This window comes from Cellulosimicrobium cellulans, assembly GCF_024124905.1.
In the GTDB taxonomy this organism is placed as follows: Bacteria; Actinomycetota; Actinomycetes; order Actinomycetales; family Cellulomonadaceae; genus Cellulosimicrobium; species Cellulosimicrobium cellulans_G.
The window spans coordinates 156,502-176,344 of the sequence record NZ_JAMXST010000003.1 but is presented as its reverse complement, the minus strand read 5'-3'; the positions used below and the strand labels follow the sequence as shown (position 1 = coordinate 176,344).

At 71.9% G+C, this 19,843-nt stretch carries 17 protein-coding genes and 2 tRNA genes; 4 read left to right on the top strand and 15 right to left on the bottom strand.

The annotated features are described in order from the left end of the window. The first annotated feature begins 97 nt into the window (after positions 1 to 97). Positions 98 to 2,161 carry a Stk1 family PASTA domain-containing Ser/Thr kinase gene (gene pknB / locus NHH00_RS09485; RefSeq protein WP_253051604.1) on the top strand — a complete coding sequence of 688 codons (2,064 nt, stop codon included), beginning with the start codon at positions 98 to 100 and terminating at the stop codon, positions 2,159 to 2,161. Between the two features lie 150 nt (positions 2,162 to 2,311). On the opposite strand, the gene NHH00_RS09480 is transcribed toward pknB, so the two are convergent. Genes NHH00_RS09480 through NHH00_RS09465 form a run of 4 tightly spaced genes read right to left on the bottom strand, consistent with a single transcriptional unit; the run spans position 2,312 to position 4,714 of the window. Next, positions 2,312 to 2,971, bottom strand: coding sequence for an aminodeoxychorismate/anthranilate synthase component II (locus tag NHH00_RS09480; RefSeq protein WP_253051603.1), 660 nt, complete (start codon positions 2,969 to 2,971; stop codon positions 2,312 to 2,314). After that, positions 2,968 to 3,162 (bottom strand): hypothetical protein, encoded by a 195-nt coding sequence (locus NHH00_RS09475; protein ID WP_253051602.1) that lies wholly within the window; start codon positions 3,160 to 3,162, stop codon positions 2,968 to 2,970. The genes NHH00_RS09480 and NHH00_RS09475 overlap by 4 nt, the downstream gene beginning before the upstream one ends. Then, positions 3,162 to 3,941 carry a class E sortase gene (locus tag NHH00_RS09470; protein ID WP_253051601.1) on the bottom strand — a complete coding sequence of 260 codons (780 nt, stop codon included), beginning with the start codon at positions 3,939 to 3,941 and terminating at the stop codon, positions 3,162 to 3,164. Before NHH00_RS09470 ends, NHH00_RS09475 begins: the two co-directional genes overlap by 1 nt. Continuing rightward, the gene (locus tag NHH00_RS09465; RefSeq protein ID WP_253051600.1) at positions 3,938 to 4,714 is read right to left on the bottom strand and encodes a DUF881 domain-containing protein; all 777 of its coding nucleotides are present in this window, start codon (positions 4,712 to 4,714) and stop codon (positions 3,938 to 3,940) included. The genes NHH00_RS09470 and NHH00_RS09465 overlap by 4 nt, the downstream gene beginning before the upstream one ends. Positions 4,715 to 5,033: 319 nt before the next feature. On the opposite strand from NHH00_RS09465, the gene NHH00_RS09460 reads away from it, so the two are divergent. Beyond that, positions 5,034 to 5,285, top strand: a complete 252-nt coding sequence (locus tag NHH00_RS09460; RefSeq protein ID WP_087470436.1) for a cell division protein CrgA — start codon at positions 5,034 to 5,036, stop codon at positions 5,283 to 5,285. Positions 5,286 to 5,441: 156 nt separating this feature from the next. Here NHH00_RS09460 and NHH00_RS09455 read toward each other — a convergent pair whose 3' ends face one another. Both NHH00_RS09455 and NHH00_RS09450 read right to left on the bottom strand, forming a co-directional pair. Beyond that, positions 5,442 to 6,164 carry a rhomboid family intramembrane serine protease gene (locus tag NHH00_RS09455; protein WP_308202289.1) on the bottom strand — a complete coding sequence of 241 codons (723 nt, stop codon included), beginning with the start codon at positions 6,162 to 6,164 and terminating at the stop codon, positions 5,442 to 5,444. A gap of 197 nt (positions 6,165 to 6,361) precedes the next feature. Then, on the bottom strand, positions 6,362 to 6,901 hold the full coding sequence (locus NHH00_RS09450; protein ID WP_253051598.1) for a peptidylprolyl isomerase: 540 nt from the start codon (positions 6,899 to 6,901) through the stop codon (positions 6,362 to 6,364). 142 nt (positions 6,902 to 7,043) lie between these two features. Here NHH00_RS09450 and NHH00_RS09445 point away from each other — a divergent pair, with 142 nt between their 5' ends. Then, a complete protein-coding gene (locus NHH00_RS09445) occupies positions 7,044 to 8,177 on the top strand; it encodes a hypothetical protein (protein ID WP_253051597.1) in 1,134 nt (377 codons plus the stop codon). Between the two features lie 109 nt (positions 8,178 to 8,286). On the opposite strand, the gene NHH00_RS09440 is transcribed toward NHH00_RS09445, so the two are convergent. The 7 genes from NHH00_RS09440 to gyrB all read right to left on the bottom strand — a co-directional run bounded on the left by NHH00_RS09440 (position 8,287) and on the right by gyrB (position 15,693). Beyond that, the gene (locus NHH00_RS09440) at positions 8,287 to 9,279 is read right to left on the bottom strand and encodes an HNH endonuclease signature motif containing protein (protein ID WP_253051596.1); all 993 of its coding nucleotides are present in this window, start codon (positions 9,277 to 9,279) and stop codon (positions 8,287 to 8,289) included. A gap of 121 nt (positions 9,280 to 9,400) precedes the next feature. Next, positions 9,401 to 9,473, bottom strand: a tRNA-Ala gene (locus tag NHH00_RS09435). 39 nt (positions 9,474 to 9,512) lie between these two features. Continuing rightward, the gene (locus NHH00_RS09430) at positions 9,513 to 9,632 is read right to left on the bottom strand and encodes a DLW-39 family protein (RefSeq protein WP_208863433.1); all 120 of its coding nucleotides are present in this window, start codon (positions 9,630 to 9,632) and stop codon (positions 9,513 to 9,515) included. 28 nt (positions 9,633 to 9,660) lie between these two features. Beyond that, positions 9,661 to 9,734, bottom strand: a tRNA-Ile gene (locus tag NHH00_RS09425). A gap of 125 nt (positions 9,735 to 9,859) precedes the next feature. After that, on the bottom strand, positions 9,860 to 10,801 hold the full coding sequence (locus tag NHH00_RS09420; protein WP_253051595.1) for a DUF3566 domain-containing protein: 942 nt from the start codon (positions 10,799 to 10,801) through the stop codon (positions 9,860 to 9,862). Then, positions 10,798 to 13,434: a DNA gyrase subunit A gene (gene gyrA, locus NHH00_RS09415; protein ID WP_253052480.1), complete on the bottom strand. Its 2,637-nt coding sequence runs from the start codon at positions 13,432 to 13,434 to the stop codon at positions 10,798 to 10,800. Before gyrA ends, NHH00_RS09420 begins: the two co-directional genes overlap by 4 nt. Before the next feature lie 186 nt (positions 13,435 to 13,620). Further along, a complete protein-coding gene (gene gyrB, locus NHH00_RS09410; RefSeq protein ID WP_253052478.1) occupies positions 13,621 to 15,693 on the bottom strand; it encodes a DNA topoisomerase (ATP-hydrolyzing) subunit B in 2,073 nt (690 codons plus the stop codon). A gap of 562 nt (positions 15,694 to 16,255) precedes the next feature. Here gyrB and NHH00_RS09405 point away from each other — a divergent pair. Beyond that, positions 16,256 to 17,803: a hypothetical protein gene (locus NHH00_RS09405; RefSeq protein ID WP_253051594.1), complete on the top strand. Its 1,548-nt coding sequence runs from the start codon at positions 16,256 to 16,258 to the stop codon at positions 17,801 to 17,803. 134 nt (positions 17,804 to 17,937) lie between these two features. On the opposite strand, the gene NHH00_RS09400 is transcribed toward NHH00_RS09405, so the two are convergent. Together NHH00_RS09400 and recF are read right to left on the bottom strand one after the other, a co-directional pair. Beyond that, positions 17,938 to 18,438: a DUF721 domain-containing protein gene (locus NHH00_RS09400; protein ID WP_374614886.1), complete on the bottom strand. Its 501-nt coding sequence runs from the start codon at positions 18,436 to 18,438 to the stop codon at positions 17,938 to 17,940. 88 nt (positions 18,439 to 18,526) lie between these two features. Continuing rightward, positions 18,527 to 19,837, bottom strand: a complete 1,311-nt coding sequence (gene recF, locus NHH00_RS09395) for a DNA replication/repair protein RecF (RefSeq protein WP_253051592.1) — start codon at positions 19,835 to 19,837, stop codon at positions 18,527 to 18,529. Between the last annotated feature and the right edge of the window lie 6 nt (positions 19,838 to 19,843).

Here is a 19,843-nt window from a genome sequence, read left to right as displayed (position 1 = left end):
TTCCCGGCTTTCCCGGACGCCCTCCAGTGGGATGATTGCGCCAGATGTGCCGCGCGCGGACGCGCCCGCGGCTCCGACGACACCGAAGGACGAATGAGTGGTGGACAACGCTCCCCGAGTGCTTGCCGGGCGCTACCAGGTCGGTGAGCTCATCGGCCGTGGTGGCATGGCCGAGGTGCACATCGGGCACGACAACCGCCTCGGTCGCACGGTCGCGATCAAGATCCTGCGGTCCGACCTCGCCCGCGACCCCACCTTCCTCGCGCGCTTCCGCCGCGAGGCCCAGGCCGCGGCGTCCCTCAACCACCCGGCGATCGTCGCGGTGTACGACACGGGCGAGGACGTCCACGCGGACGCCACCGGCAACTCGGTGCACGTCCCGTTCATCGTCATGGAGTACGTCGAGGGCCACACGGTCCGCGACATCCTGCGCGACGGCCAGGCCGTCCCCATCGACGAGGCCGTCGAGATCACGGCGGGCGTGCTCGCGGCGCTCGAGTACTCACACCACGCCGGGATCGTGCACCGCGACATCAAGCCCGCGAACGTCATGATCACGCCCACGGGCGCGGTCAAGGTCATGGACTTCGGCATCGCCCGCGCGATGGCGGACTCGGCCGCGACGATGACGCAGACGCAGGCCGTCATCGGCACCGCCCAGTACCTCTCGCCGGAGCAGGCGCGCGGCGAGACGGTCGACGCGCGCTCCGACCTGTACTCCACCGGCTGCCTGCTCTACGAGCTGCTCACCGGCCGCCCGCCGTTCATCGGCGACTCGCCCGTCGCGGTGGCCTACCAGCACGTGCGCGAGGCCCCGGCGACGCCGAGCGCCGTCGCGCCGGACGTCCCCGAGGTGCTGGACCGCATCACGCTCAAGGCGCTCGCCAAGGACCGCACGGCCCGCTACTCGAACGCGGCCGAGTTCCGCGCCGACCTCGAGAACGCCGTGCGCGGCGGGGCGATCACGGCCCCTGCGCTCGGGGTCGCCGCCGCCGCGGCGGGCCTCGGTGCCGCCGCCGCGGCCGCCGACCTCCAGCCGACGATGGTCGAGTCCGCGACGCAGGTCATGGCGCCCGCAGCGGCCGCCCCGAACCCGTGGGCGACGAGCGTGGCGCCGGCCGTCCCACCCGGCGAGGAGGTCCCGGGGGACGACGAGGAGGAGCCCAAGAGCCGCAAGGGCCTCATGTGGACCCTCATCGCGATCGGCGTGCTCGCCCTCGCGGCGATCATCACGATGCTCGTCATCAACAGCCAGGGCGAGGAGGAGCCGACGACGGGCACGGTCCCGACGCTCTCGGCGCCGATCACGCCCGAGGAGGCCGAGAAGGCGATCACCGACGCCGGCTTCGAGTACGCGCAGGCCATCGACCAGGAGTCGACCGAGCCCGAGGGGACGTTCACGAAGACCGACCCGGCGGGAGGCACCACCCAGGAGCTCGGCGTGACGGTCACGGCGTTCTTCTCCGCCGGACCGGACGCCGTCACGCTGCAGGACCTCAAGGGCAAGACCCAGGAGGAGGCCCGGCAGTACCTCGCGGACAACGGTCTCAACGTCGGCGACGTCGCCACGGAGGACTCCCCGGACGTCGCGAAGGGGTCCGTGACGCGGACGGACCCGGGCGCGGGCCAGTCCGTGCCCGCAGGGTCGACGGTCAACCTGTTCGTGTCGAGCGGGCTCGTCACCCTGCCTGACGTCACCGGTCAGCAGTTCGACGCCGCGAAGGCGACGATCGAGGCCCTCGGTCTCGGGGTCGACCGTAGCGACGAGGAGTCCGACGAGGCCGAGAACCAGGTCCTCTCGCAGCAGCCCAACGCCGGGAGCGTGCCCCAGGGGTCGCGCGTGACCCTCAAGGTCGCGATCCCGCGTGCCGCGGAGACGACGACGGTCCCGTCCAACCTCGTCGGGATGACCGAGGCGCAGGCAGAGGAGGCGCTGCACGGCGCCGAGCTCAACATGGGCACCCGCCAGACGCAGGAGTCCGACCAGTGGCCCGCCGGCACGGTCATCGGCTCCGACCCGCGAGGGGGTGCTGAGGTCCCCGTCGGCACCGAGGTCTCGCTCATCGTCTCGACCGGCCCCGGCCCGTCGACCGGTGGCGACAACGGCGGCGGCCCCGGCGGTGGGGGCGGCGGAGGCGGCGGCGGGAACAACGACGGCTGACGCGCCGCCAGGCTCGGCATGACGAACGGGCCCCCACCTCGCGAGGTGGGGGCCCGTCGTCGTCCGGAGGACGAGCGGTCAGCAGCCGGGACCAGCGGCGCCGGAGTCCTGGGCCCGTGCCGTGGCCCGCGGACGGGTCGGCTCCCGGGTCTACTGGCGGACCAGCGGTGCCATGCCCGCCGAGCGCTCGACGGCGCCGTCGAGCCCGCAGGCCTCGAGCCAGTTCGCGAGCAGGCGGTGGCCGCCCTCGGTGAGCACGGACTCCGGGTGGAACTGGACGCCGTGCAGGGGCAGGTCGCGGTGCTGCAGGCCCATGATGACGCCGCCGGCGGTCGAGGCGGTCACCTCGAGCTCGGCGGGCACCGTGTCGCTCACGACGGCGAGCGAGTGGTAGCGCGTCGCGGTGAACGGGTCGGGGAGCCCGGCGAGGACGCCCTCGCCCTCGTGCTCGACGAGGCTCGTCTTGCCGTGCATGAGCTCGGGCGCGTGCGTGACCGTCGCGCCGTACACCTCGGCGAGCGCCTGGTGGCCGAGGCACACGCCGAGCATCGGCGTGCGCGAGGTCGCGCACGCACGGATGACCTGCTCGCTCTGGCCGGCCTCCTTGGGCGTCCCGGGCCCGGGCGAGACGAGGACGCCGTCGAAGACGGTCCCGTCGGCGTCGTGGAACCGGCCCTCGGCGTCGGGCTCGGGCACGGCGTCGTTGCGCACGACGACGGTCTGGGCGCCGAGCTGGTCGAGGTAGCCCACGATCGTGTAGACGAACGAGTCGTAGTTGTCCACGACGAGGATGCGGGTCGGGTGGGTCATCGCGGGGCCTCCACGGACACTGCGCCGGCGGCGTCGGTCTGGATGTTGGGGTCGTTGAACGGCATGTACTCGGACACGATCGGGAACAGCCACTCGAAGCACGCGAGCACGACGGCGGCCGCGAGGACGAGCAGGATCAGCACCCGGACCCACGCGGGCCCGGGCAGCACGCGCCACAGCGCCCCGTACATCACGCGCTCCCTTCAGCGGCAGGAGCCGTCTGGCCGACGAGGTCCGGCGGCGTGCCGTCCTCGACGGGCATCCAGTAGTCCAGCTTCGCGTTGACGATGAACCGCGCCACGAGCGAGTTCAGCCCGATCGGGTGGCACGTCGTCAGGGTGAGGTACCGCTCCGTCGGCTGGACGCCGGGCTGCCACGGGACGGGCGCCACGGCCTCCACCTGGTCCGGCTTCACCGCCTGCATGTGGTCCACGCGGTACACGTACCAGACCCCGCCGGCTTCCACGACGATCGGGTCGCCGATCTCGAGCTCCTCCACGTCGTGGAAGATCTTGCCGTACGTCTGCCGGTGCCCCGCGACCGAGAAGTTCCCGACCGCGCCCGGCATGACCGTCTCCGGGTAGTGCCCGGCCATCGCCTGGTCGAGGATCGAGCGCTTGTCCGTCCCCTCCGCGATCGGCATCATCTTGCCGTCCCACCGCGGCACGTAGAGCGTGCCCCACACCTCGCCCAGCGCGGGCGCCTCCATGACCGGCGGCTCGTCCCGGCGCACGGCCGTCGCGACGTCCCCGGCGTCCGGCGTGGGCGCGTCCATCTCCTCCAGGACCTGCGCCTGCACACGGTCGGCCTGCACGTCCGTCCACCAGAGCTGCCACACCACGTAGAGCCCCAGCAGGATGCCGAGCGTGATGAGCAGCTCCCCGACGACGCCGACGACCGTGGACACGGGGCCGCGCCCCGAGGCACGGCGGCCCGCGTGCCGCACCGGCGTGGACGTGGTGGCCGTCACGACGCCACCGCGTCGGACGGGCGCGCGTAGCGGAGCTCGAGCGCGCCCTCGTAGCCGGGGAGCTCGAGGTCGGACGTGTCCTCGACCGACCAGCCCAGGTTCACCGCGTCGACGTACTCCTGGTACACCTGGACGCCCGGCGAGCGCTCCAGGGCGTCGCGCAACGCGTCCGGGTCGCCCACGGCCTCCACGACGTAGGGCGGCGAGTACACGCGTCCGTGCAGCAGGAGGATGTTGCCCGCGCACCGGAACGCCGACGTCGCGGTCACCCGCTGCCCCTGGAGCGTCATCGCCTCCGCGCCGCCGGCCCACAGGGCGTTGACGACGGACTGGATGTCCTGCTGGTGCACGACGAGGTCGTCCGGACGGATCTGCGGCGGGTAGTTGCCCTCGGGCGGGGCGTCGTCGAGCGTGACGGTCAGGCCCGTGCCGCTGACCGGCGTCGTGCCCGCCGCGACGGCGGTGCGCGACGCGAGGTCGGGGTCGACGCCGGCCGGCGCGTCGCCGGTCTGCGACAGTCCCGCGATCTCCTCCGTGAGCGCGTCGACCTGGGCCGAGAGGTCCGCCACGCGGTCCGACTCGCGGTCGACGAGCTGGGCGAGGTTCTCGGGGTGACGCGAGTCCTCGCCTCGGGCGAGGCGCGCGTTGGCGGTGAACATGACGCCGGCGAGCGCGAGGACGAGGGCGACCGTCACGGCGGACCGGACCCGGCGCGAGCGCGGGGGCGCGGCGGGCTCGTCCGGCGTCGCGGAGGCGGGGTCGGTGCCGCTCACGGACCGTCTCCTTCCTGGGCGGACGAGGGCGTCGACCGTCTCTCCGACGTGTCTCGGCCGCGCGTCTGTCGTGTCGTCGTCGCCGCGACCGGGCCGTTGCCCGCGCGCGGTGTCCCTGCCTATTGTGTGCGCCCACTACGCTAGTCGACGAACGTCGTCCACGATCGTGACGGACCCGTGCTCTCACGGAGCCCCGCGGCGCGTCGACGACCTTCGCCCGAGCCATGCACGGTTCCTGCACGACGACGGCAGGCGTCCGCTCCCGCGGTGCGTCCCGACGCCGCCGCAGCGGACCCCACCAGGACAGGAGCCCACCCTCGTGCCCGAGTCGAAGTCGCGCAAGAAGCCCAAGCCGCAGCGCCCGCCGAGCGTGCCCAAGCCCGAGTCGGGCAACCCGCGCTGGCTCGTGCCCACGATGCTCGGGCTGATGCTCCTCGGGCTGGCGTGGATCGTGCTGTTCTACCTCAGCGGGCCCAAGCAGCTTCCGATCCCGCCGCTGGGCGCCTGGAACCTCGGCGTCGGCTTCGCGTTCATCATCGCGGGCTTCGCGCTCACCACGCGCTGGAAGTAGCCGTCCCGACGACGTCGGCCGTCCGGGCCGCGGGCGGTTTCCTGCGCCCCGGACGGCGACCGGCTTCCCCGAGAGCACGACGACACAGGTGTAGTTCCACACCTGTGAGTAACCCTGGGGATAACCCGGTGGAATCGCTGGAAGACGGAGTCGGCGTCACGAGAAGCAGATGGAGACCGGCCCCGCGTTCGCGTACGTGATCCATGCCGCTACAGCGAGCACGGCAGCCATGACGATCGTGGCGACGCCGGAGACGATCGCGCGCCGGTCCTTGGGCGCGTATGCGTACGCCGCACCCAGGGCAAGACCGACGACTAGACCCCCGAGGTGCGCCTGCCAGGCGATTCCTGGGAAATAGAGTCCGATCGCGAAGTTGATGCCGATGAGCACGATGATCTGCATCGCATTGCGCCCCGTCCTCCGAAGGACGAGGAGGATGGCGCCGAACAGGCCGAACACAGCCCCCGACGCGCCGACGACAGCTTGGCACCACATTGGGTTCAGCGGGCCTCCGGCGAGCAGGAGATAGCCGACCGAGCCGCCGATCGCCGAGAGCACGTAGAGCGCGACGAAACGCCAGCGACCCAGCATCTGCTCCAGGAACGGACCTGTGACCCACAAGGCGTACATGTTGAAGAGGATGTGGACGGGGCTCGTCGAGTGCAGGAATGCCGAGGTGAGGAATCGATAGGCCTCCCCCTCAGCATCCACAGGCGCGAACCACCACATCTCGGTCCATGCCCTGCCCATCACGAGCTGCAGGATCCAGCTCACCACGCACAGGCCGATGATCGTGAACGTCACGACCGGCGGGCCCCCGCGGACCTTGCCTCCGAGCGCGGTGCGCTGCGTCGGCGCCTGCCGGGCGGCGTCGCGCACGCAGTCGACGCACTGCACGCCGACGGCGGCCGGGCGCTGGCACTCGGGGCACGCGGGGCGCCCGCACCGTTGGCAGCGCACGTACGACACCCGGTCCGGGTGCCGCGGGCACACGGGCGGGACGGCAGGACCGTCGTGCGGTCCTGCCGTCCCGTACGCCGGCGGGCCGGGCGGCCCGGGAGGTGTCGTCGAGATGGTCAGTCCTCGATCGTGACGGACGTGATGACGATGTCCTCCTGCGGGCGGTCGCCCGGGCGGGTCGGCGTCGCGTTGATCGCGTCGACGACCGCGCGGGACGCGTCGTCCGCGACCTCGCCGAAGATCGTGTGCTTGCCGTTGAGCCAAGGCGTCGGCACCGTCGAGATGAAGAACTGGGACCCGTTGGTGCCCTCGGCCTCGCCCGTGACCGGGTTGCGGCGCAGTCCCGCGTTCGCCATCGCCAGGAGGTAGGGGCGGTCGAACTGCAGCTCGGGGTGGATCTCGTCGTTGAACGTGTAGCCCGGACCGCCCGTGCCGGTGCCCAGCGGGCAGCCGCCCTGGATCATGAAGTCCTGGATCACGCGGTGGAAGATCAGGCCGTCGTAGAAGGGCTCGGTGCGCTCTGCACCGGTGCGGGGGTCGGACCACGTCGTGGTGCCCTGCGCGAGCCCGACGAAGTTCGCCACCGTCTTCGGGGCGTGGTTCGGCAGGAGCTCGATCCGGATGTCACCTGCGGTCGTGTGGAGGGTTGCGAACATGGGCACCATCCTCCCACGAGACCCGCGCGCGACCCGTCCGACGCGATGTCTCGCGGGGCGGGCACGGTGGTGGCAGAGTGGTCGGAAACGCCCATCGCATCCGCACTTTCGTCCCGTCGGACGACGACCCCGGGGAGCACGCATGACCCGTTCTCGCTCAGCGAGCGACTCCGTCAAGGACACGCTCGAGTCGATCGACACCGAGAAGCTCAAGGACCAGGCCGCGCAGGCCGCCGCGACCGCGCAGAGCGCGGCGAGCCAGCTCGCCGACCAGGCCAAGGACGCCGCGGTGCAGGCCAAGGAGTGGGGGACGCCCAAGGTGGAGGCGTTCCTCGAGTGGCTCCAGCCGCGCGTCGAGAAGGCGTGGCAGGACAGCATCCAGGCCGCCGCACCGCGCGTCGAGAAGGCGGCGGGCAAGGCCGCGCCCGCCATCGACACCGCGCACGACAAGCTCGTCGACGAGGTGCTGCCCAAGATCGTCGCCAGCTTCAACGCCGCCGCCGCCAGCGCCGCCGACTCCGCCCAGCGCGCGGCCGACAACGCGGCCGAGGCGACCGCCGCCGCGTCCGCGGCCACGGCAGCGGCGACCGGCAAGAAGGCCCGCAAGCTCGCCAAGGAGGCGCAGAAGGCCGCCGCGGAGGCGGCGAAGCAGGCGCAGAAGACCGCGGGCAAGGCGGGCAAGAAGGCCGCGAAGCATGCCGACAAGGCAGCCGAGAAGGCCGCGGCGAAGCTCGCTGCCGCAGCCGACAAGGCCGCGGCGAAGGCCGCCGAGGCCGACGCGTCGAAGGGCAAGGGCCGCACCCTCTGGTGGATCGCTGGCGGCGTCACGGCCGCGGGCGTCGGCTACGTCCTCTACCGGCGCGCACAGCCCACGACCGACCCCTGGGCCGAGCCGTGGGAGCAGGAGGAGCAGCAGGTCCACTTCGACGACGTGGTCGGCGACGCCCGGCACGCCGTCGGGGACGCCGCCGAGTCGCTGGGCGAGGCCGCGGGCGTCGCCGTCGCGAAGGGCCGCGAGGCAACTGACAAGCTCGCCGAGCGCGCCGCCGAGGTGCGCGACGACGTCAGCGACCGCGTCAGCGACGCCGTCTCGGACGCCAAGGACGCGGCCAAGAAGGCCACCAGCCGCGCCCGCAGCACGACCCGCAGCGCGGCCTCGTCCGCCAAGGACGCCGCCGCGGACGCGAAGGACGACCTGGGCGACGCCGCCAAGAAGGCCCGCGAGGCGGCCGAGGACGCCGCGGAGGACGCGGCCAAGAAGGCCGACGACGTCTGACCCCGCCAGAGCGGCACGCTGGACACGCACGCACGACGCCGGGCCCACCGCAAGGTGGGCCCGGCGTCGTCTCGGGACGATGGGGCTCCCGGTCACCGAGTGGCGTGTCCTACGGCGCCCTCGAGGCCGTCGCACGATGCTCGCCCCAGTGCTTGCCGAGCCAGTCGACCTGCTGTTCTCGGAGGTCGAGCTGCAACGGCCTGCCATCGAGGCACGCGTACTGCGGGAACGCCGCGAGCTCGCTGTCGACGTCGATCCTCAGGGTGGTGGGATCGACGGCGAGCATCCCGTCGTCGAACAGCCTGTGGATATCACGGCGAAGCATGAGCCCACCGTGCGCGTGGTGCTCGCCGAGCCGCGCATAGCTGTAGAGGTGTCCCGCGTCGAGGACTCGTTCCGGCGCACCGCCGGTGAACGCGCAGGTGCTTCCCTGGCTCGACAGGAGATGCGCCCGGAACTGACGTTGCCCGCGTCTGACGCGCACGAGCGAACGGCGAAACCCACCCGAGAGCTCCAGCGTCACACCCGCGCCGTCGCTCCACACGGCATCCGGGAGTCGGCCCTGCACGCGGCTCAGGGCACGGTCGGCGTCCTTGCGGGCGAGCGCGTCGCGGAACGCGTCCCAGTCCAACGGACGCATCGCGTTGATGTCCACGGCATTCGTCTGGACCGCGCGGACCTCGTGCTCGTCCAGGACTCCCTCGAGCGAGGTCCACGCAGCGTCGTACCGGGCCGTGTAGAGCTCGACCTCGGCGACGTCGGCTCTCGCAGCCTCGAACGCTGCACCGCACTTCATGCACCGATAGCGCGGCGTAGCCCTCTTGCGGAGGGAGATTCGCGTCGTCCCGCACTCCGGGCACCTGTTGAGCACCTTCTGGCCCGGTGAGGTGTCGATCTGCTCGATGACCGAGATGCCGAGGAGGCGCACCTTGTCCCACAGGGCGATCGGGTCGCCCACCCGAAGGTTCTTGTGGTTGGGCACGTTGCTGTCCCAGGAGTAGTACGCGTCGTACTGATCGTCGTAGCCCGAATGACCACCGTGGCCGCGGTTCTCTCCCGCGGCCATGAGCAACCATGCGCGCCGCCGGCCGAGCTTCTCCACGTCGAGAGCTTGCCACGACGCCATCGAGGAGCACGCCGCACGCGCCGGAGCCGCGCACTCGCGAAGAGAGGTGTCAGACGAAGACGACCAGCATCGAAGTTCTCGATGCTGGTCGACGGAGTGGAGCCAGGGGGACTCGAACCCCCAACCCCCTGCTTGCAAAGCAGGTGCGCTACCAATTGCGCCATGGCCCCAGGTGACGCGGCCAGGGGCCGGTCAGGAGTGAGACGTGCTCACTCGAAGGTGTCGGTGACCTCTGCCCAGAGGTCACGCTCGGCGTTGTCCTCCGTGTACTTGCGCCACAGGAGATATCCGGCGCCGGCGGCGAGGAGCAGGACGAGAAGCTTCTTCATGACGTTCCCCCTCGAGTGGGTTCGGCAGTGGGCCTAAGAGGACTTGAACCTCTGACCTCTTCCTTATCAGGGAAGCGCTCTAACCGTCTGAGCTATAGGCCCGTACGCGCCTCGCCGGACAGCCCCGGGGGGCCGCTCCGCTCGCAGGCAGCGATTGAGGTTACCCCACCGGGAGCCGCAGACCCAAACCGAGGGCCCGTGGCCCCCGGTCCGGGAGCCGTCCTCGGTCAGTCGTCGGTGAGCGTGAGGTGCACGCCGCCCACCAGCGCGGCGACGATGTTGTACAGGAACGCCATGATCGTCGAGAGCGCGGTGATGATCACCACGTTCACCACGCCGAGCAGCGTGGCGATGGAGATCACACGCCCGAACGCGACGTACTGCTGGATGTCCACGTCCGTCTCGGTCCCGACGATCTGCGTGAACAGGTCCTCGATCTTCGCGAAGACCATCATCCCGTCGAGGACGTACCAGACCACGGCCGTCGCGACGACCGTCATGATGCCGATCGCGACGGCGAGCAGGAAGCCGAGCTTCATCGCGGACCAGGGGTCGATGCGCGAGACCGCGAGCCGGACGCGGCGCGGGCCGCCGTCGTGCCGCACCGTGGGCGTCGCACCGGTGAGGGGGGTCGCCGATCCGGAGACGCCCGCGGCGGAGTAGTGCATCGCCGCCGGCGCCGGGGTGTTCGTGGACGCCGCTGGGGCGCTCGGCGCTGCCGCGCTGGTCGTGGGCACGCGCCTCACCGTCTCGTCGTCGATCTCGTCGTGGCCGGGCTGGGGGTCGGTCTCCGCGGGAGCGGCCGGGACCGCCGCCGAGACCTTCTTGGCCGCGCTCTTCGCCGCGGCGATGGCCGCGGCGGCAGCCTTCACGGCGCCGGCGCGGGCGACCGCGACGCGACTCTCGCCGGACGCGCGCTCCATGCCGTCGTCGTCGACCCCGCGCTCCGGGGCGGCCTGGCTCGGGGCCCGGCCCGCAGACTGGCCCGGCGGCGGGGGCGGGGGAGGCGGCGGGACGGCGCCCGACGCCGCACCGTTCGACGCGCCGTTCGACTCCCCGTGCTTGCTCGGCGCGGGCGCACCCCCGGCGCGCGAGGCCGGGTCCGTGTCGGGACGCGGCACGGTCAGCCGGGGCGTGATCGTCGGCGGTGCGTTGTTCTCGCTGCTCATCTGGTTTCCTCGGTGGTTCCGGGGGCCGGCTCGGTCCCGCTCGCCTCGTCGGACGAGGCGGTCGGGTCGGTGGTCGGTGCGCTGCTCGTGTCGGTGCCGCCCGGGGCCGTGCCGGTCCCGTCCTCGCCCTCCACGGTATCCCGATCCTCTCCGAGGCGACGCTCGACGTTCCGCGCGACCGCGATGATGCGGTCGCCCTTGTCGGGCTTCGCGAACGTCACCCCCTGCGTGTTGCGGCCCGTGAGGTTCACCTCGTCGACCGCGGACCGCACGATCTTCCCGCGTTCCATGATCACCAGCACCTCGTCGTCGGCCTCTGTCACCAGAGCCCCCACGAGATCTCCACGAGCCTCCACCAGGTTCGCGACCTTGATGCCCAGACCGCCACGGCCCTGGACCCGGTACTCGTCGATCCGCGTGCGCTTCGCGAACCCGCCCTCGGTCACGACGAAGAGGTCGGAACCCTCCTCGACGACGTCGGCCGAGAGGAGCTCGTCGCCCTCGCGGAACTTCATGCCCGTCACGCCCGACGTCGCGCGGCCCAGCGGTCGCATCGTGTCGTCGCCCGCCGGGAACCGGATCGACTGGCCCTTGCGCGAGACGAGGATGAGGTCGTCGTCGGCGTCCACGAGGAGCGCCGCGACGAGCTCGTCGGGCGTGCCCGACTCGTCCTCGCGGAGGTTGATCGCGATGAGCCCGCCCGAGCGGGGCGAGTCGTACTCCGACAGCCGCGTCTTCTTGACCAGACCGCGCCGCGTGGCGAGCACCAGGTACTCCGCGGCGCCGTAGTCGCGCAGGTCGAGGACCTGGGCGATCTTCTCGCCGGGCTGGAACGCGAGGAGGTTCGCCACGTGCTGGCCCTTGGCGTCGCGGCCGCCCTCGGGCAGCTCGTACGCCTTGGCGCGGTAGACCCGCCCCAGGTTCGTGAAGAACAGCAGCCAGTGGTGCGTCGTCGTCACGAAGAAGTGGTCGACGATGTCGTCCTCGCGCAGCTGCGCGCCGCGCACGCCCTTGCCGCCGCGCTTCTGCGCGCGGTAGCTGTCGCTGCGCGTGCGCTTCACGTAGCCGCCGCGGGTGATCGTGACGACCATCTCCTCCTCGGCGATGAGGTCCTCGATCGAGACCTCGCCGTCGAACGGGAGGATCGTCGTCCGACGCTCGTCCCCGTACTTGGCGACGATCTCGCCCAGCTCGTCGCCGACGATCGACCGCTGGCGCTCCGGCTTGGCGAGGATGTCCTCGTAGTCGAGGATCTTGCGCTCGAGCTCGTCGTGGTCGTCGATGATGCGCTGCCGCTCGAGCGCCGCCAGACGGCGGAGCTGGAGGTTGAGGATCGCCGTCGCCTGGATCTCGTCCACGCCCAGCAGCCCCATGAGGCCCGCGCGGGCCTCGTCGGCGTCGGGGGAGCGGCGGATGAGCGCGATGACCTCGTCGAGCAGGTCCAGCGCCTTGAGGTAGCCGCGCAGGATGTGGATGCTGCGCTCGGCCTCGGCGAGCAGGTACCGGGTGCGCCGCACGACGACGTCGAGCTGGTGCGTCGTCCAGTGCCGGACGAACGCGTCGAGGCTCAGGGTGCGCGGGACGCCGTCGACGAGCGCGAGCATGTTCGCGCCGAACGTGTCCTGGAGCTGCGTGTGCTTGTACAGGTTGTTGAGCACGACCTTCGCCACCGCGTCGCGCTTGAGCACGATCACGAGGCGCTGGCCCGTGCGGCCCGACGTCTCGTCGCGGATGTCGGCGATGCCCTGGACGCGGCCGTCCTTGACGAGGTCGGCGATCTTCGCGGCGAGGTTGTCCGGGTTCACCTGGTAGGGGAGCTCGGTGACGACCAGGCACACGCGGCCCTGGATCTCCTCGACGTTGACCACCGCTCGCATCGTGATCGACCCGCGGCCGGTCCGGTACGCCTCCTCGATGCCCTTGTGGCCGAGGATCGTCGCGCCGGTCGGGAAGTCCGGACCCTTGATGCGCAGCAGGAGCGCCGCGAGGAGCTCCTCGCGGCTCGCCTCGGGGTGGTCCAGGTGCCACTGGACGCCCTCGGCGACCTCGCGCAGGTTGTGCGGCGGGATGTTCGTCGCCATGCCGACCGCGATGCCCGCCGAGCCGTTGACCAGCAGGTTCGGGAACCGCGACGGCAGGACCGCCGGCTCCTGGGTGCGGCCGTCGTAGTTGTCCTGGAAGTCGACGGTGTCCTTGTCGATGTCCCGGACCATCTCCATGGCGATCGGGGCCATGCGGCACTCGGTGTACCGCGGGGCGGCCGCCGGGTCGTTGCCGGGCGAGCCGAAGTTCCCCTGGCCCGCGACCAGTGGGTAGCGCAGCGACCAGTCCTGCACCAGGCGCACGAGCGCGTCGTAGATCGCGCTGTCGCCGTGCGGGTGGAACTTGCCCATGACGTCGCCGACGACGCGCGAGCACTTCGAGTACGACCGGTCCGGGCGGTAGCCGCCGTCGTACATCGCGTACAGCACGCGGCGGTGCACCGGCTTGAGGCCGTCCCGGACGTCGGGCAGCGCGCGCCCGACGATGACGCTCATCGCGTAGTCGAGGTACGACCGCTGCATCTCGAGCTGGAGGTCGACCTGCTCGATGCGCCCGTGGTGCACCGCGACCGCCGTGCCGTCCGCGTGCACGACCGCCTCGTCCCCGTCGCCGGGGGCGGTGGGCTCGGTCTCGGGGTTCTGCTCGTCGGTCACGGTCTACCTCGCTCGTTCGTCTCTGCGTGCTCGCTGCGCTCGGTGGCTGGCTCTGTGTCTGCCGCGGACGACGCCGGGGCGCGTCCGAGGGCCGGTCGCCCGCGGGGCGCGGGCACCGGCTGCTCAGATGTCAAGGAACCGCACGTCCTTCGCGTTGCGCTGGATGAAGCTGCGGCGGGACTCGACGTCCTCGCCCATGAGGACGGAGAAGATCTCGTCCGCGGCCGCGGCGTCGTCCAGGGTGACCTGGTTGAGCGTGCGGTGCTCCGGGTCCATGGTCGTGTCCCACAGCTCCGAGTAGTCCATCTCGCCCAGACCCTTGTAGCGCTGGATCCCGTTCTCCTTGGGGATCCGCTTGCCCGCGGCCTGCCCGGACGCGAGGAACGCGTCGCGCTCCTTGTCCGAGTAGACGTAGTCGTGCGGGGCGTTCGACCACTTGAGCCGGTACAGCGGCGGCTGTGCGAGGTACACGTGCCCGTTCTCGATGAGGGGGCGCATGTACCGGAAGAGCAGCGTGAGCAGGAGCGTCGCGATGTGCTGGCCGTCGACGTCGGCGTCGGCCATGAGCACGATCTTGTGGTAGCGGAGCTTGGTGAGGTCGAAGTCCTCGCCGATGCCCGTGCCGAACGCGGTGATGATCGACTGGACCTCCTGGTTGGACAGGGCCCGGTCGAGGCGCGCGCGCTCGACGTTGAGGATCTTGCCGCGGATCGGGAGGATCGCCTGCGTCCGCGGGTTGCGACCGCGGACGGCGGAACCACCGGCGGAGTCGCCCTCGACGATGAAGATCTCGCACTCCTCGGCGCGGTTCGACTGGCAGTCGCGCAGCTTGCCGGGCATGCCGCCCGACTCCAGCAGGCCCTTGCGCCGGGTCGCCTCGCGCGCCTTGCGGGCGGCGAGCCGCGCCTGCGACGCCTGGATCGCCTTGCGGATGACGTCGCGCCCCTCGTTCGGGTGCGAGTCGAACCAGTCCGTGAGCTGCTCGTGGACGACGCGCTGGACGAACGTCTTCGCCTCGGTGTTGCCGAGCTTCGTCTTGGTCTGGCCCTCGAACTGGGGCTCGCCGAGCTTGACGGAGACGACGGCGGTCAGGCCTTCGCGGATGTCGTCGCCCGTGAGGTTGTCGTCCTTCTCCTTGAGGATGCCCTTGTCGCGCGCGTACCGGTTGACCAGCGAGGTCATCGCCGCGCGGAAGCCCTCCTCGTGCGTGCCGCCCTCCGTCGTGGAGATCGTGTTCGCGTACGTGTGGACGGACTCGGAGTACGAGCTGGTCCACTGCATCGCGATCTCCACGGAGATGCGCTTCTCGGTGTCCTCCGACTCGAAGTCGATGACGTCGGGGTGGACGAGCTCGACCTTCTTCGCCGCGTTGAGGTGGGTGACGTAGTCCACGAGGCCGCCGTCGTACTTGTACGAGACGGTGCGAGCAGGCGTGGACGCGCCCGGGGTCGCGTCGTCCGCCTCGGAGACGCCGTCCGCGTCGGCCGCGCCGTCGCCGCCGGTGACCTCGTCACCCGTGTCGAGGTGGGCGGGACGCTCGTCCGTCAGCGTGATGCGCAGGCCCTTGTTGAGGAAGGCCATCTGCTGGAAGCGGGCCCGCAGGGTCTCGAAGTCGTACTCGGTCGTCTCGAAGATCTCCGGGTCGGCCCAGAACGTCTGCGTGGTGCCCGTCTCGTCCGACGGCTCGAGCCGCTCGACGGGCGTCACCGGGTTGCCGCCCTCGGTGAACTCCTGGCGCCACGAGTACCCGTCGCGACGGACCTCGGACACCATGCGCGTCGAGAGCGCGTTGACGACGGACATGCCGACGCCGTGCAGACCGCCGGAGACGGCGTACCCGCCGCCACCGAACTTGCCGCCCGCGTGGAGGATCGTCATGACGACCTCGAGCGTCGGCTTGCCCTCGGTCGGGTGGATCGCGACGGGGATGCCGCGGCCGTTGTCGACGACGCGGACGCCGCCGTCGGCCAGGAGCGTCACGTCGATCGTGTCCGCGTGCCCGGCGAGGGCCTCGTCCACAGAGTTATCCACAATCTCGTACACAAGGTGGTGGAGGCCCCGCTCGCCGGTCGAGCCGATGTACATGCCCGGACGCTTGCGGACCGCCTCGAGGCCCTCGAGGACGGTGATGTTGCTCGCGTCGTAGCCGCCGTCCGCCGAGGGTGCCGCCTCCGCGGACGCCGTCGGGTCGGAGATGGCGGTGTCGGTGTGGTCTGCCACGGGCAGGACTGCTCCTCGTCGTCGTGCACGCTGCGCCCGCGTTCGTGCGGAAGCGGTCGCCGCTGCTCAAGGGTTCCGGGCCCGTACCACGGTCGACGTCGGCTCCTCCGCCACGGGGGACGACCGGCCGTGGACGGCCGGCCGCACCTCCTCGGAAGGGCTGCGCGCACGGGTGGTGAACAGACCCGGAATGACCTCCCCAGTCTACCCGCCACGAGCCGAATTCCGCGGATTGTGGCCCTCCTGGGGGCGGCTGAACCGGCATTCCCGACGTGATCCGCGCGTCGCCGTCGAGATTCCTCCACACAGTTGTCCACAGCCTTTGTCCACCGGGGGGAGCGATGCCCCCGCACGGCCGCCGGAGCCCTGGCGGAACGCTCTTACGGCCGGGGTGTGGGAACGCTCCCTTCGGGACAAGTCGGGAATCGGCATTTCGCGCTGAAAGTGGTCTAATACCACACACCATCATGATTCGCGCGTCGTCCGCGCAGGAGTGATCCGCGTGCGGGCGGCCTCACTCCGAAGGGACCCTCACCTCGTGAAGAGACTCCTCGCGAGCGCTGCGGCGACAGCGCTCGCGCTCGGTGGCCTGCTCGTGGCCACCGCTGCCCCCGCCTCCGCCCACACGCCGCAGATCTCGGCGTCGTGCTCCACGCTCTCCGTCAAGCTCACGCAGTACCCCGCCAAGAGCAACGACGTCACCGTCACGGTCGACGGCAAGATCCTCGAGAAGGCGCAGTTCACCGGCCGGTTCGAGAAGTCGTACCCGCTCGACGGGACGACGAGCCACACGTGGAGCGTGGCCGTCGACGCGCCGGACGGCAAGGACGGGACCCAGTACGACGTCACGAAGTCCGGCACGACCGAGGCCTGCGACGTCCCCGACGACGACTCCGTCCAGGTCGCGGTGTACGTGTACCCCAAGCTCCGCGCGGACCAGCCCGCGGCCTGGGAGAACTCCGGGCTGCAGCGGATCGTCACGAGCGCCGAGATCGATCGGCCGGCGAACCCCAGGGACAAGGCCGGCTGGCTCGTCCAGCCCCTCACGCTGGAGACCGTGCTGCAGGCCGTTCCCCAGGTGGAGCTCGACGAGCTCTGCACCGCCTGGGGCGTGCAGCAGGACCTGGTCGACCTTCCGGGTGGCCTGGAGGACGTGCCTCGCGAGGTCCAGTACTCGAAGGACGGGAAGCACCTCAACCCGTTCCCCGAGGGCACGCTCATCGAATGGGACCACGCGGAGCTCGTGGACCTGCTCCCCGCCGGATCGTGCGACGACCGCCCCACGCCCGGCCCCACGCCGGGGAAGACCGCGACCCCGACGGTCCCGGACGCGCTCACCACGTGCGAGGCCGAGCTCACGGAGGACAACCTGCCGTCCGACTCCGCAGAGATCGTCTACAGCCCGACCGCTGACGGCGTGCTCGCCGAGCTGACGGACGACAACCTCACCTTCTCCCCGGATACCGCGCAGCTCGGCTACGTCGTGGCACCGGACGGGCGCTCCGCAGTCTTCCCGCTCGAGAAGCTGCAGCCCGGCGACGAGGCGTGCGCCCTCGTGCCGGGCACGATCGAGGCGGTCTGCCAGGGCGACGTCCCGTACCTCGGCTACGAGGTCGCGCTGCCCGCCGGGGTCACCGTCGACGACGAGAACCCGCTCACGATCACGTTCCTGCACCCCAGCGGCGGCGAGAGCTACGTCATGACGGACCAGCCGCTGAGCGGCACGATCCTGTGGCCGGGCGCCTCCGCCGAGGAGCCCCGGCAGTGGCCCGGTTTCGTGCGCAACGATGACGGGTCGTACACCGAGACCGAGGGCAACTACGCGTGGACACGTGACGGCGTGGAGGTCCTCTTCGAGGTGAACCCGTCCTACTCGAAGGTCGTCTCCTACCCGCCGACGACGAGCGCCTGCGCCAACCCGCCGGTCGCCCCGGTGGCGGTCGAGAACGTCGCCGGCCCCGCCGAGCCGGCCGGCCCCGCGCTCGCCACGACGGGCGCGACCGTCGCCGGTGCCGCGGCGTTCGCCGCCCTGCTCGTCGGCGGCGGTGCCCTGGTGTTCTGGCTGCGTCGCCGCGTGCAGTCCTGACGCCGACGCGGTGACCTGACCCGGTCCCCCCCGCGAGGCCCGCCGTGCCCCCGGTCACGGCGGGCCTCGTCGTCTCCGGCGACCCACGCCCGGACGCGGCCCGCAGGACGGTGTGAGGACGCGCCGTCGGGCACTCAGCCCCAGGTGTCGCGCGGGCCCGGCCCGCGGACGGACTTCTTCCCCCGCCGGAAGCTCGGGCCCGCGGGCCCGAGGACCGTGACCGTCTCCACGACGCCCTCACCGACCTCGTGCGCGAGCCGCTCGAGGAGCTGTGGTGCGAGCAGGCGCACCTGCGTCGCCCAGGCCGTCGAGTCCGCCCGGACGACGAGCACCTTGTCCTCGAAGGTCTCGGGCTCGCAGTGGTCCGCGACCTGGTCCCCGACCACCTCGCGCCACCGCCCGACGACGCCGCCCACCGACACGTCGGCGACCCAGTCGCGCTCGCGCAGCAGGCGCGCGACGACGTCGCCCAGGAGCTGCGGGTCGCGACCACCCGGTCGAGCGCCCGACGTCGACGGGTCGGCCAGGATCCGACGCCGCGGCTCCTGGCCGGGCCGCAGGCCCTTGGCCCGGGCCGCCGCCTTCGCCCGGTTGAGCGCCTGCCGCGCCACCTCCGCCGGCGGGGTCAGCTCCACGACGTCCCCCACGGGCAGCCCCGTGGCGCGAGGCTCCACGCCGTCCCGGTCCTCCACGGCGTCCGACGGCTCGGCGCCCGGCGTCGCGTCACGGTTCGGCACGGCTCACCGTCCCGTCCTGCACGACGAACCGCGCCCCGTCCAGGAGGGCGGGCACGTCGTCGGGCACCGCCGCCGTGATGATGACCTGGCCCGCGTCCGCGACGAGCTCGGCCAGCCGTTCGCGGCGCCGGACGTCGAGCTCGGCGAACACGTCGTCGAGCACGAGGACAGGCTCGCCGTCGGGACCCCACTGGTCCGCCCACAGGAGGGAGTCCAGTCCCGCCGGTGCCCCGTCCCGGAGGAGCCGGTACGACGCGAGACGCAGCGCGAGGGCGAACGACCAGGACTCGCCGTGGCTCGCGTAGCCCTTCGCGGGAAGCCCGCCGAGGGTGAGGACGACGTCGTCCCGGTGAGGTCCCACGAGGTTCACCCCGCGCTCGATCTCCTTCGCCCGCACCGCCCGCATGGCATCCAGCATGCGCTTCTCGAGCGTCGGTGCGTCGGGGAGCCCCGACGGCGGTCCGTCGCCGTCCCGGTCCGGCTCGCCCGGGGCGGGCGTGCCGCTGACGGCCCCGTCCGGGTCGAGCGCCTCGTCGACCGAGGACCGGTAGGCGATCCGCGCCTCGCCCTGCCCGGCGCTGACCTGCTCGTACGCCTCCGCGACGTACGGCGTCAGGGCCGCGACGAGCTGGAGGCGCAGCGCCGTGATCTCGGCACCGAGGCTCGCGAGCCGCGCGTCCCAGACCTCGAGCGTCGCGAGGGGGGAGGGCGCGCCCTCGGGCGCGTCGTCGTCGGGCGGTGGCTCCGCGGCCGCGGGACGGCGCGCCCCGCGGCCGCGCCCCCGGAGCGCGGTCGCGGACTTGAGGAGCGCCCCGCGCTGGCGCAGCACGCGCTCGTAGTCCGCGAGGAGCGCGGCGACCCGCGGGACCAGGAGCACGGCGAGCTGGTCGAGGAACCGGCGACGACCGTCCGGGTCGCCCTTGACGAGCGCGAGGTCCTCGGGCGCGAAGAGGACGGTCCGCACGATGCCGAGGACGTCGCGCGGCCGCTTCGCGGGCGACCGGTTGATCCGCGCCCGGTTCGCCCGGCCGGAGGCGATCTCCAGCTCGACGGTGCTCGCCCGGTCGCCCCGGACGACCCGCGTCCGGACGACGGCGCGCGTGGCCCCCGCGCGCACGAGCGCCGCGTCCCCGGCGACCCGATGGCTCGCGAGCGTCGCCACGTACCCGATCGCCTCGACGAGGTTCGTCTTGCCCTGACCGTTCTGCCCGACGAGGGCGTTCACGCCCGGGGCGAGCTCCACGTCGACGGACTCGTAGGAGCGGAAGTCGACGAGGGACAGGTGGGAGACGTACATCGCGAG